Genomic DNA, 12546 nt, shown 5'->3' with positions numbered 1-12546 from the left:
TAAAAAAGTGAAAAATTGTATATTGCTTTGTTAAAAAAAGACAACTAAAATAAATTAAAAAACATATGGCAGACGGAGAAAAACTGATACCAATTAACATTGAAGATGAAATGAAATCTGCATACATTGATTATTCAATGTCAGTAATTGTTTCAAGAGCATTACCAGATGTACGTGATGGTTTAAAACCAGTACATAGAAGAGTATTATATGGAATGCATGAATTAGGAATAAAAGCAACAGGATCTTATAAAAAATCGGCTAGAGTAGTTGGGGAAGTTTTAGGTAAGTACCACCCACATGGTGATACTTCAGTATATGATTCTATGGTACGAATGGCTCAGGATTGGAGCGTACGCTATATGATGGTAGATGGTCAAGGAAACTTTGGTTCTGTTGATGGTGATAGCCCTGCAGCAATGCGTTATACAGAGGTACGTATGCAAAAAATATCAGAAGAAATGTTATCTGATATTGAAAAGGATACCGTAGATCATAAATTAAATTTTGACGATACCTTAAATGAACCTACTGTTTTACCAACAAGAATTCCTAACTTATTAGTAAACGGAGCTTCAGGTATTGCAGTTGGAATGGCTACAAATATGGCTCCCCATAATTTAACTGAAGTTATAAATGGAACTTTAGCCTATATTGATAATAAAGAAATTGAAATTTCTGAATTAATGCAGTACATCAAAGCCCCAGATTTTCCAACAGGAGGAATCATTTATGGCTATGATGGAGTAAAAGAAGCCTTTGAAACAGGTAGAGGTCGAATAGTGATGAGAGCTAAAGCGACCATTGAGGAAGTAAATGGGCGCGAGTGTATTATTGTAACCGAAATTCCATACCAAGTTAACAAAGCAGAAATGATTAAAAAAACTGCTGAACTTGTAAATGAAAAAAAATTAGAAGGCATTGCCAATATTAGAGATGAATCGGATAGAAATGGAATGCGTGTTGTATATGTACTTAAGCGTGACGCCATACCTAATATTGTTTTAAATAAATTATACAAATACACAGCACTACAAACCTCTTTTAGTGTTAATAATATTGCTTTAGTTAATGGTCGTCCACAACAATTAAACCTAAAACAACTAATTCATTACTTTGTTGAACACAGACATGAAGTAATTGTAAGAAGAACTGAATTTGAGCTTAAAAAAGCAGAAGCAAGAGCACATATTTTAGAAGGATTAATAATTGCAAGTGACAATATTGATGAAGTAATTAAAATTATCAGAGCATCTTCCAATGCTGATGAAGCAAGAGATAGTTTAATAACTCGTTTTGAATTAACTGAAATTCAGGCAAAAGCAATTGTAGAAATGCGTTTGCGTCAGTTAACAGGATTAGAGCAAGACAAATTAAGAGCTGAATACGATGAAATCATAAAATTAATAGCCGATTTAAAAGATATCCTAGGTGATGAATCAAGACGTTATCAAATTATTAAAGATGAATTAATTGCAATTAAAGATAAGTATGGTGATGAAAGAAGATCTGTTATAGAATACGCAGGTGGAGATTTATCTATTGAAGATATGATTCCTAACTCTCAAGTAGTAGTTACCATTTCACATGCTGGATATGTTAAACGTACCAACTTAGATGAATATAAAGTTCAAAATAGAGGAGGTAGAGGTCAAAAAGGAGCTACCACTAGAAATGAAGATTTTCTAGAACATTTATTTGTTGGAACCAACCATCAATATATGTTATTCTTTACTCAGAAAGGAAAAGTGTTTTGGATGCGTGTTTATGAAATTCCTGAAGGAGGTAAAAATTCTAAAGGAAGAGCCATTCAAAACCTTATCAATATAGAACAAGATGATAAAGTAAAAGCTTTCTTAGTTACTGAAGATTTGAAAGATGAAGACTATATAAATAACCATTATATTATTATGGCAACTAAAGGAGGTCAAGTTAAAAAAACTTCTTTAGAACAATATTCTCGTCCTAGAACAAATGGTATTAATGCAATTACTATTAAAGATAATGATGAATTACTTGAGGCCAAATTAACAACAGGAAATAGTCAAGTAATGTTAGCACTAAAATCTGGTAAAGCAATTCGATTTGAAGAAAGCAAAACTAGACCTATGGGAAGAAATGCTTCAGGTGTAAGAGGTATTACCTTAGGAAGTGAGAAAGATGAAGTAATTGGAATGATTGCTGTTGATGATAATGAAAGTAATATTTTGGTAGTTTCTGAAAATGGGTATGGAAAGCGTTCAAGCCTAGAGGATTATAGAATTACAAATAGAGGTGGTAAAGGAGTAAAAACAATTAATATTACTGAAAAAACAGGTGATTTAGTTGCTATAAAAAATGTTACAGATGATGACGATTTAATGATTATAAACAAATCTGGAATTGCAATTAGATTGGCTGTGTCAGATTTACGTATTATGGGAAGAGCAACTCAAGGAGTTAAACTTATTAATATAAAAGATAATGATTCTATTGCAGCTGTAGCAAAAGTAATGCACGAAGACGAAGAAGAATTTGATGAAACTGAAAATGGCACGGAAATTGAAAATAATAATGAAGAGAATACAAATCAAGAATAAAATAAATAAAATGAAGAAACAAATATTAATACTGTCTGCTTTTTTATTAAGTATGACTGTTTTCGGACAAAAGAATGAACTTAAAACTGCAGAAAAGGCAATTAAATCAAATGACTTTACTGCTGCTATGTCGGCTATAAATCAAGCTGAAGGGTTGATTGCCAATGCTGATGAAAAAACTAAAGCAAAATACTATTATTTAAGAGGTTTAGCATTGTACCAAAATGGTTCAAATCAAGCTGATTATGAAAAAGTAGGAGCTGCTTTTAATAAGTTAATTAGTTATGAAAAAGAAATTAACAAAGCAAAATATACCAACGAAGTTGCTGGTTTAATCAATACCTTAACATCTAATATTGCTACAGCAGCATCGTCAGATTATCAAAACGCTGTTACTACCAAGGCTCCTGAAGACTATTTAAAAGCTGCAAAAGGATTTGCTCAAGTATATGCATTAAGTCCAAATGATACCGTATTTTTAGATAACGCGGCACTACTTTACTATTTTGGGGAAGATTATGATACTTCTATAAAATCGTATCAAAAACTTTTAGATTTAAATTACACAGGTATTGCTACAGAGTATATTGCAACTAACAAGTCTGATGGTAAAGACGTTACATATGCAGATAAAAAAGCAATGGATTTGCAAGTAAAATTAGGTTTAGCTGAAAATCCAAGAGAGGAGAAAAAAGAATCTAAAAGAGATATGATGTTTAAATATTTATCTCAAAATTATGTGAAATTAGGAGACACAGACAAAGCTCTTGAAATTATTGCCAAAGGAAGAGAAGAATTTCCAAGTAGTTACTCTTTATTAATTGATGAAGCTAACATTCATTATCAAAAAGGAGATGAAGAAATGTTTAAGCAACGTTTAGAGGAAGCTATTGAGCTAAACCCAACTGAACCTACATTATATTACAACGTTGGTGTAATGAATATGAATCAGAAAAAAGTAGATGAGGCGATTAAATATTTTGAAAAAGCAATTGAATTAAAACCTGATTATGCTGATGCTTACAATAATATTGGAGCAGCTATTATTGATAAAGCTAACCCAATTATAGAAGAAATGAATAAAAGTTTATCAGACTTTGCTAAATATGATAAATTACAAGCAGAGCAATTAGAGATATATAAGAAGGCAGTTCCTTATTATGAAAAAGCTTTTGAATTGAATAAAACTAATATTGGAGTTGTTACAACATTAATGGGTTTATATGAAAACCTTGAAATGACGGATAAACTAAATGAAATTAGACCAGTTTATGAAGAATTAAAACAATAAAACTTAAAATTATTGTTATATAAAAAGCTCACTTTTAAGTGAGCTTTTTTATTATATAATCTTTTTTATAACTCTTAATTTATGAGTATGTCTTTTTGTGTCAATATTAAAAATGCCGCTATGATCTATTCTATCAATTCGAACTTTTCCATATGCATGAATGATATAATTATCTTTCATAATAATTCCAACATGAGTTATAATACCTTCATTGTTATCAAAAAAAGCTAAATCACCTGGTTCACTTTCTTCAATAAAGCTTAAAACTTCGCCTTGAGTAGCTTGTTGCGATGCTTCACGTAGTAATTTATATCCACAAAGTTTATAAACCATTTGTGTAAACCCGGAGCAATCAATTCCAAAAGGAGTTTTACCACCCCATAAATAAGGGGTATTTAAATATTTTTGGGCAAATTTAACAATGTTTTCTTTGGCTTTTTTCTTAGAATAAACGCAACCTTCATAAATAAAATTAGATTGATTAATTTGTAATTTTTGATTAGAGTAAAAAGGTAGGTTAGATCCTAAAATTACTGTGGAAAAATGATGGTTTTCATCTGTTGCAAAATCAATTAATTCACCAGCTAAAACAGTAGGTTCTTTTACTATATTATTAAATGTTTCTTCAGAAATTTCTTGATATTGTTTATGATCAATCCATCCTTCATATTTATCAAAAGTAAGACGTATTTTACTCCAATGTTTACGTATTTCTAAAATTTTAAAATAATCACCAAATAAAACCTGTGAAATCATTTCACTTGTATCGTCGGGGTCTATTCTAAGAGGCACAATACTTAAATTACAAATTCCGTAATTCATTTAAAATGTATTAAAATTATGAAATTCGTTCAATCACAATAGCACTTGCTCCACCGCCACCATTACAAATACCAGCAGCACCATATTTAGCATTATTTTGTTCTAAAATTGAAGTTAAAGCAATTACAATTCTTGCACCAGACATTCCTAAAGGATGACCTAATGATACGGCTCCTCCATTAACATTTACTTTTTCAGGGTTCAATCCTAAGATTTTAATATTCGCTAATCCTACTACAGAAAAAGCTTCATTTAATTCAAAATAATCCACTTCATTTTGTGAGATTCCAGCTTTAGCTAATGCTTTTGGTAATGCCTTAGCAGGTGCCGTTGTAAACCATTCAGGTTCTTGAGCAGCATCTGCATATCCTTTAATTTTAGCTAATGGTTTTAAATTTAATTCGTTTGCTTTTTCTAAGCTCATAAGTACTAATGCTGCAGCTCCATCGTTCAAAGTAGAAGCATTTGCAGCTGTTACAGTACCTTCTTTATTAAAGGCTGGACGTAAAGTAGGAATTTTTTCTAAAATTACATTTTTATATTCTTCATCTTCAGAAAAGATTATTGGATCTCCTTTTCTTTGAGGGATTTCTACGGGTACGACTTCGTTATTAAAGTTTCCTTTTGCCCAAGCATTAGCTGACCGTGTGTAAGATTCAATTGCAAATTTATCTTGATCTTCTCTAGTGAAATTGTACTCAGAAGCACATAAATCACCACAAGTTCCCATATGTTTTTTGTCGTATGCATCTGTTAAGCCATCAATTAATAAACCATCAACAACATTAATGTTTCCAAATTTGGTTGCTTTTCTTCCAGCAATATAGTGTGGAATACTACTCATGTTTTCCATACCGCCAGCAACAACAATTTCAGCATCACCACTTTTAATCGCTTGAGCTGCAAACATAATAGCTTTCATTCCCGAAGAACAAACTTTGTTGATAGTTGTACATGGAACCGTTTTAGGAATTCCAGCAAAAATTGCAGCTTGTCGAGCAGGTGCTTGACCTAAACCAGCAGAAACAACATTTCCCATAAATACTTCATCAACAAGTTTTGTGTCTAAGTTTATTTTATCTAACGCGCCCTTTATAGCTATTGCTCCTAATTTTGGAGCCGAAATATTGGATAAACTTCCTAAAAAACTTCCTATAGGTGTTCTTGCTACAGAAACAATGACAACTTCTTTCATAATTTTATAAACTGTTTTTTCAAATGCGAATTTAGGCATTTTTAGACAATTTTTTAGTTTTTAAAATAGAGTTTATTATTTGTAATAATTATTACTTTCAAAAGCTAAAGGTTTTATAATTTTCATGAACTATTCAAAATCTGATTATTATGATTGAAAATGGCACATTTAAAAAACATTATATAGCAGTTATTGGAGGGTCAATTTCTGGTTCTGAAGCAGCAAGTTTGTTGGCTAAAAATGGGTTTAGAGTGGTTGTTTTTGAAATGAATAAATTACCGTATGGTAAAATTGAAGATGGTTTGCCAAATTGGCATTTTAAGTTAAGAGATAGGCAAATTGAAGAAATTGATAAGAAACTTAACCACCCAAACATTAGGTTTGTTCCAAATACAAAAATTGGAGATGATATTGATTTTTTAGATTTGGTAAACAACTGGGGTTTTTCTGCAATAATTTTAGCAAATGGTGCTTGGGTAGATAGGAAATTTCCTGTTAAAAATATGGAGAGATTTAGAGATAGAGAACTAATTTATCAAAATTCATTGGTTAATTGGTTTAACCATAAACACGAGAGAAACTATTTAGGGAAAAATTATTTCATAAAAAATAATACAGTGGTTGTCGGTGGAGGCTTAGCTTCATTAGATGTAGTTAAAATTGTAATGATTGAATTGGTAAAAAAACAATTATACCTGAAAAAAGGAATTGATGTTGATTTATTTACCATAGAAAAAAAAGGAATTGATAGTGTTTTAAAAGAATATAATATTGACTTTGAGGAACTCAATATTGGTAAAGCCAAATTAGTATACAGAAGAACGGCAAGGGAAATGCCTTTAAAATCGTCAAATAGTGATAGTTTAGAAAGTATAGAGGCGGCTAAAAAAGTATCAGAAAAGTTGCTTAACAAATATGTTGAAAAATATTTATTTGAGTTTATTCCATTAAGTATTCCTTATGGTTTTACTGAAGAAAATGATAAATTAACAGGTGTAATTTTTCAAAAAGTGAAGCTTAATAATCATAAAATTGTCCCAATTGAAAATAATTTTTTTGAAATAAAAACCAATTTGTTAATTTCATCAATAGGAAGTATTCCAGAGCAGATAAGTGGGTTAGAGTACGAGTATTCTTCATTAAAAATGAAGGGAAACGGAGATTACCATGTAGCAGAATTTGATAATGTATTTGCCATAGGAAACGCAGTAACTGGTAGAGGAAATATACAAGAATCTAAACTACATGGAAAGCATATGACGGAAGTAATTATAGACAAACACTTAACAGAAGATAAATTTGAAGAGTGGTTGATAAATCATAACAATCAAATAAAGGCAAAGGTGAAAGAACAACTAGCCTCTATTGTATTAGAAGTTAATGACTTTAAAATTCAACCAAAATCAATTATTCAACAAATTTTAAACAAAACCTCTCAAATACACAAAGCTCAAAGATATACTACTTATAAAGATTGGGTTAAAAAAAATATACCTATTAGGTTGGAAGAAACTTTAAAAAATACTTATTCTTGCAAACACTTATAAAATAATATTGTTATTTTTGAATTGCAAATAACAACTTCGTGAAAAAACTCATCAATAAATTACTTGTAAATCATTCCTTAATTTATAAGTTGTTTTTATACATAGCAACTATCATACTGGTAGTTTACTTATTTCCTAAAGGAGGTCAGTTTAAATATGAATTTCAAAAAGGAAAACCTTGGCAGTATGAAAATTACTATGCACCTTTTGATTTTGCAATCCAAAAAACGGAGACTGAAATAGAGAATGAAAAGCAGCAAATCACTCAAAATTCAAAACATTTTTTTGAATATAACGAAGAAATTGTTGAACGTGTAAAAAATGAAGTCACCCAAAAATCAACCGAAGTTTTTCAAAACTCAGAATTATCACAAGAAGAAAAACTTGATTTAAACACTAGAATAGCAACAATACTTGCAACAATATACCAATATGGCTATATAGAAGCTTCAAGTGAATCGAAAATAGAGAAAGCAGCAATTACCTTACGCAAAGGAAATAAAATTGAGGAAATTCAGCCATATAAACTTTTTACTTCCTCACAAATATTAAATTTTCTGAATTCTAAAATTGGAACTCAACCCTATACTGAAGTGCAAAACCAGCTTCTCAATATTTTATATGATGCTATAAAGCCAAATGTAAGTTTTGATGAAGTTTTTACGCAAAAAACACTCGAAGAAAATTTAAATAAAATTTCATATACTAAAGGTTTGGTTTCAGAAAATGAACGAATTATTTTAAAAGGGGATATTGTAGAGGGTGAAAATTTAAGAGTATTAAATTCAATAAAAAATGAATTTGAATCTCAAATATGGAGTAAATCTAATTACAACTGGATTGTTTTTGGATACACTATTTTAGTTGCTCTCGCATTTTTAATGTTATTCTTATTTTTAAGAAAATATAGGTTAGATATTTTTGAAAATAATAATAAAGTGACTTTTATTTTTTTCAATATTATTTTAATAGTTCTTTTAATAACCATTATTGTAAAATATGATGCACAATACGTATATGTAGCTCCAATTGTGATATTACCGCTAGTTTTAAAAGCTTTTTTTGATGCCCGTTTAGGACTGTTTTCACATGTTTTAACCGTGCTTTTGCTTGGGTTTATTGTACCTAATAGTTTTGAATTTATTTTTCTTCAAATTATAGCTGGTATTGTAACCATTTTAACCATTTCAGAATTGTACAAAAGAGCTAATTTATTTATTTCGGTATTACAAATTACCTTTGTGTATTTTATAGCTTATTTTGCTTTTTCTATAATTCAAGAAGGTAATGCAAGTAATTTAAATTGGGAGAAATTTTTATACTTTGCTTTAAATGGTGCTGCTACTTTATTTGTTTTACCTTTAATTTATATATTTGAAAGATTATTTGGATTAATTTCTGATGAATCATTAAAAGAGTTATCAAATACCAATTCTAAATTATTAAGAGAATTGGCAGAAAAAGCTCCTGGAACATTTCAACATTCATTACAAGTTGCCAATTTAGCTGAAGCATCCGCAAATGAGATCCATGCCAATGCCATGTTGGTTAGAACAGGAGCCTTATATCATGACATAGGAAAAATGGATAATCCTATGTACTTTACAGAAAATCAATCTACTAATGTAAATCCTCATAATGAACTAACGCCTAGAGACAGTGCTCATATAATTATAAACCATATTATAAAGGGAGTTGAATTAGCTAAAAAACATCATTTACCAGATAGAATTATTGACTTTATTAGAACTCACCATGGAACCTCGTTAGTTTATTATTTTTATAAAAAGGAAGAAGAATATACTGGAGAAGATGTAGATGAATCTTATTTTCAATATCCAGGTCCAATTCCTTTTTCAAAGGAAACAGCTATTTTAATGATGTGTGATGCTGTAGAAGCCGCTTCTAAAAGCATTAAAGAGCCAACAGCACAAGCATTTGATGCTTTAGTGGAAAAAATTGTAAATAAACAAATGGAAGATGGGCAATTTATGAATGCAGATATTACATTTAAGGAACTACAAATAATTAAAAAGGTGTTAAAGAAGAAGTTAAAGAATATTTATCATTTACGAATTGAATATCCTGAATAAAATTGTATAAAATTTATGTAAAAAAAGTAAAAAAATGTTGTTTAAATGTAATTGTAATGTTACATTTGCACTCGCAAAAATAAGTTCATACACATATTTTAGGAGAGGTGCCAGAGTGGTAATGGAGCAGATTGCTAATCTGTCAACGCGTAAGTGTTGCCAGGGTTCGAATCCCTGTCTCTCCGCAAAAATTTAAAGAAATACTTCGGGGTGTAGCGTAGCCCGGTTATCGCGCCGCGTTTGGGACGCGGAGGTCGCAGGTTCGAATCCTGCCACCCCGACTACTTTAAATTTTAATATTTAAGAATTTAACTAATTCTGATGGTCGCGTAGCTCAGCTGGATAGAGCATCTGCCTTCTAAGCAGACGGTCACAGGTTCGAATCCTGTCGCGATCACTTCTTTATAAAGCCTTATAAACATTGAGTTTGTAAGGCTTTTTTATTGTTTTATATTTTTTAGTTTAGTTGCTAAAAGTGCTTAAAAGTGTACAAAAAGCAACAATTTTAGCACAAAAGTGTACGAAAAGTGTACAAATATTACTACCTTTTGTACTATATTTGTAAAACAAAACACTACAAAATGGTTGCTAAAATAATTTTATATACCAATAAAAAAAATAAAAATGGGTACCCAGTTGTATTTTATTTTAGCTATAAAAAGATAAGAAAACGTATTGCTTTAGGTTGGTATTTTTTTAAGCACCAATGGAATTTTGAAAAAGAAGAGCCTTTCCCAGATGCACCAAATTTTAATTTTGTTTATCCGCAATTATTGAATTATAATCATAAAATTAAGCATTTAATTTTTAAGTCTGAAACTAATTTAAGTGTTTATTTAGCTTTATTTAATAAAGATAAAAACGTTGAATTATTAGATTTAAAAAAACGAATGAATGAATTATTAAATGAATCTAATGTGGGTGTTTTAGAATTTTTTGATGTTATTATAGATGAAAAAATTAAAAAGGGTGAAAGCACTCGTTTTTATATAAAAACTAAAGATCAATTTAAACAATTTTTAAGTGAAGATACGCCGTTAAATTTAATAGATTATACTTGGATGCATAATTTTATTTTATATAAAAAAAAGCAAGGCACTGGAGATTCTGGTATAATGGCTTATTTACGCACATTGCGTGCTGTTTACAAAGAAGCTCAACGCAGACCTTTATTGAATATTAAAAATGAAAATCCATTTTTAGGAATAATTAAAACCATAGATTCTAATAAAATAATAGAGTTTACAACCGATGATTTTATAAAATTACTGCATTTTAAACCTCATAAGTTTACTCCAAAATCTATTCTTTTTTATAATACCAGAGTGGTTAATTTATGGTTATTTCAATTTGTAATTGGTGGCCACGATTTTATTGATATAGCACTGTTGAAGTGGCAAAATTATAAAAATGGACGTTTGCAATTTAAGCGATATAAAAATAGAAATAAACCTGGCGGTGGTGTTATGGTAAATAATGTAGTTATGCCATTTGCAAAATGGGTAATTGACACTTATGGAACTAAAGATAATGAGCGTATATTTAGTTTTATAACAAACCCTAAAAATGAAACGCAATATACTACTTATCGTAATAATTACAATCGTAGTTTAAAGGCAGTTAGTAAGCATTTAAAATTAACTACAGTAATTACAAGTAAAAGTACTAGATATATTTTTAGAAGTTATGGTGGAGAATTATTGTTAAATGATTTAGTTATAATGCAGCTTCAGGGCCATAAACCTAAACAAATAACTTTTAATTATCAAAATAGTTTGCCAACTGCTATTATTGACGTGCAACATCAACTTATTACAGATAAAGCAGGGGTTACCAAGAGTTTGAATTTATAGAGCTTATTTTATTTTCAAAACTTATAATTAAATTATTAATTTTATCTTTAATAGTTAATTTGTGTTGCTCTTTAAAAATATTAATAGCTGTTGTTGGTGTTATGTTAATTTTTGCTTTATTATCTTTTACTTCAATTTTAATTTTGGCAAAAATACGAGTATCATTTGTAATAATATCAGCAATTATAAGTTCGCCTTGTAATAAATATTTACCTATAACAATACCTTCTTCTTTATCGGTAAATTGAATAACGCTTTCTGCATCATTAAAAGTATCAACCATCCAATCGTTAGATATAACATAGAGTTTATCTTTTTTTAAATTTAAATTTTCAATAATTTTTTCTTGTGAAAACTCTTCTGCTGGCACTTTTGTAGCGACTAATGATCCGCAATTGATAATTGTAAAAGATGTTATAAAAATAAATAATAGCCTTTTCATAGTTAAAATTTTATAAATACTTGTAAATGTACTATTTTTTTGCTAAAAATTATCAGGATATAGGTTATAAAATGATAGTATATTTAATTTTTTAATTATAAAGTAATGAAAAAAACTAACCCTACTAAACAAATGTATAACGCTTATTTATTGTATTTATATAAAAATAAATTTAAAAAATTAAAAAAACAGCGTAAAAATTATTGTAATAAATCAAGTTCTTTTTGAATTTTCTTTTTTAAATCGAGGGCCTCATCAAGTTGTTGTAAGTCTATTAAATCAGGTTCTTCTATAGCTTCTAATTTTTTTATATACCTATTAACTTTAGCTAATAAGGTGTTTTGATGTGTTGCAATATTTTGTTTATTTTTTTTATAAATTAGACCTTCTTCTTCAAAATTATTTGAAATTAAAGGTTTCCCTTCTCCATTTATTAACCAATTCTCATTTAAATCAGGTATAACTTTTTTTATACTATATATAAATTTATTATTTATTTTTTCAGGGTTTTTTATTAAAATAGATATATAATTTCTACTTAATTTCATTTTTTCAGCCAATTCTTTATTTGTTATACCTTTTAATTTTAAAAGTCTTTTAAGTCTAACTCCTTGATTATCCATACTATAAGAGATTTATATTTATAAAATATAAAAAAAGATATATATTAATTTGTAAAATATAAATAAAGTTATACTTTTGTTATACTTATTGATGTTTAAAT

At 28.9% G+C, this 12546-nt stretch carries 9 protein-coding genes and 3 tRNA genes; 8 read left to right on the top strand and 4 right to left on the bottom strand.

Translation table 11 applies throughout. The annotated features are described in order from the left end of the window. Nucleotides 1-65: 65 nt before the first annotated feature. Together gyrA and ACFQZW_RS13105 are read left to right on the top strand one after the other, a co-directional pair. The gene (gene gyrA / locus ACFQZW_RS13110; protein ID WP_298286914.1) at nt 66-2579 is read left to right on the top strand and encodes a DNA gyrase subunit A; all 2514 of its coding nucleotides are present in this window, start codon (nt 66-68) and stop codon (nt 2577-2579) included. A 10-nt stretch (nt 2580-2589) separates the two neighbouring features. Beyond that, nucleotides 2590-3870: a tetratricopeptide repeat protein gene (locus tag ACFQZW_RS13105; protein WP_298264066.1), complete on the top strand. Its 1281-nt coding sequence runs from the start codon at nt 2590-2592 to the stop codon at nt 3868-3870. Between the two features lie 51 nt (nt 3871-3921). On the opposite strand, the gene ACFQZW_RS13100 is transcribed toward ACFQZW_RS13105, so the two are convergent. Both ACFQZW_RS13100 and ACFQZW_RS13095 read right to left on the bottom strand, forming a co-directional pair. Further along, nucleotides 3922-4692 carry a C40 family peptidase gene (locus ACFQZW_RS13100; protein ID WP_386783596.1) on the bottom strand — a complete coding sequence of 257 codons (771 nt, stop codon included), beginning with the start codon at nt 4690-4692 and terminating at the stop codon, nt 3922-3924. A 16-nt stretch (nt 4693-4708) separates the two neighbouring features. Then, the gene (locus tag ACFQZW_RS13095; RefSeq protein ID WP_298288136.1) at nt 4709-5887 is read right to left on the bottom strand and encodes an acetyl-CoA C-acyltransferase; all 1179 of its coding nucleotides are present in this window, start codon (nt 5885-5887) and stop codon (nt 4709-4711) included. Nucleotides 5888-6036: 149 nt separating this feature from the next. Between ACFQZW_RS13095 and ACFQZW_RS13090 the strand changes: the two genes are divergently transcribed. The 6 genes from ACFQZW_RS13090 (at nt 6037) to ACFQZW_RS13065 (ending at nt 11380) form a co-directional block, all read left to right on the top strand. After that, nucleotides 6037-7434, top strand: coding sequence for an NAD(P)-binding protein (locus ACFQZW_RS13090; RefSeq protein WP_386783594.1), 1398 nt, complete (start codon nt 6037-6039; stop codon nt 7432-7434). 38 nt (nt 7435-7472) lie between these two features. Beyond that, complete coding sequence (locus tag ACFQZW_RS13085; protein ID WP_386783592.1) at nt 7473-9527, top strand: HD family phosphohydrolase; 2055 nt, start codon at nt 7473-7475, stop codon at nt 9525-9527. Nucleotides 9528-9628: 101 nt separating this feature from the next. Then, nucleotides 9629-9712 (top strand) — tRNA-Ser (locus ACFQZW_RS13080). A 21-nt stretch (nt 9713-9733) separates the two neighbouring features. Further along, nucleotides 9734-9808: transfer RNA gene (locus ACFQZW_RS13075), tRNA-Pro, on the top strand. A 42-nt stretch (nt 9809-9850) separates the two neighbouring features. Beyond that, nucleotides 9851-9924 (top strand) — tRNA-Arg (locus tag ACFQZW_RS13070). A gap of 184 nt (nt 9925-10108) precedes the next feature. After that, entirely contained in the window at nt 10109-11380 is a 1272-nt protein-coding gene (locus ACFQZW_RS13065) for a phage integrase SAM-like domain-containing protein (protein ID WP_386783590.1), read from the top strand. On the opposite strand, the gene ACFQZW_RS13060 is transcribed toward ACFQZW_RS13065, so the two are convergent. Beyond that, nucleotides 11358-11822 (bottom strand): DUF4468 domain-containing protein, encoded by a 465-nt coding sequence (locus tag ACFQZW_RS13060; protein WP_386783587.1) that lies wholly within the window; start codon nt 11820-11822, stop codon nt 11358-11360. The two genes, ACFQZW_RS13065 and ACFQZW_RS13060, sit on opposite strands and share 23 nt — an antisense overlap. A gap of 200 nt (nt 11823-12022) precedes the next feature. Beyond that, nucleotides 12023-12445, bottom strand: a complete 423-nt coding sequence (locus tag ACFQZW_RS13055; protein ID WP_386783585.1) for a helix-turn-helix domain-containing protein — start codon at nt 12443-12445, stop codon at nt 12023-12025. Between the last annotated feature and the right edge of the window lie 101 nt (nt 12446-12546).

The organism is Lutibacter aestuarii, from assembly GCF_042676885.1.
In the GTDB taxonomy this organism is placed as follows: Bacteria; Bacteroidota; Bacteroidia; order Flavobacteriales; family Flavobacteriaceae; genus Lutibacter; species Lutibacter aestuarii.
The sequence above is the reverse complement of the archived record's forward strand: the minus strand, read 5'-3'. Positions and strand labels throughout refer to the sequence as shown.

Bases quoted from the DNA above. Each gene is read 5' to 3' on its own strand.
- ACFQZW_RS13100 (WP_386783596.1), bottom strand. From the start codon at position 4,692: ATGAATTACGGAATTTGTAATTTAAGTATTGTGCCTCTTAGAATAGAC.
- ACFQZW_RS13090 (WP_386783594.1), top strand. From the start codon at position 6,037: ATGATTGAAAATGGCACATTTAAAAAACATTATATAGCAGTTATTGGA.
- ACFQZW_RS13060 (WP_386783587.1), bottom strand. From the start codon at position 11,822: ATGAAAAGGCTATTATTTATTTTTATAACATCTTTTACAATTATCAAT.
- ACFQZW_RS13105 (WP_298264066.1), top strand. From the start codon at position 2,590: ATGAAGAAACAAATATTAATACTGTCTGCTTTTTTATTAAGTATGACT.
- ACFQZW_RS13055 (WP_386783585.1), bottom strand. From the start codon at position 12,445: ATGGATAATCAAGGAGTTAGACTTAAAAGACTTTTAAAATTAAAAGGT.
- ACFQZW_RS13095 (WP_298288136.1), bottom strand. From the start codon at position 5,887: ATGAAAGAAGTTGTCATTGTTTCTGTAGCAAGAACACCTATAGGAAGT.
- ACFQZW_RS13065 (WP_386783590.1), top strand. From the start codon at position 10,109: ATGGTTGCTAAAATAATTTTATATACCAATAAAAAAAATAAAAATGGG.
- gyrA (WP_298286914.1), top strand. From the start codon at position 66: ATGGCAGACGGAGAAAAACTGATACCAATTAACATTGAAGATGAAATG.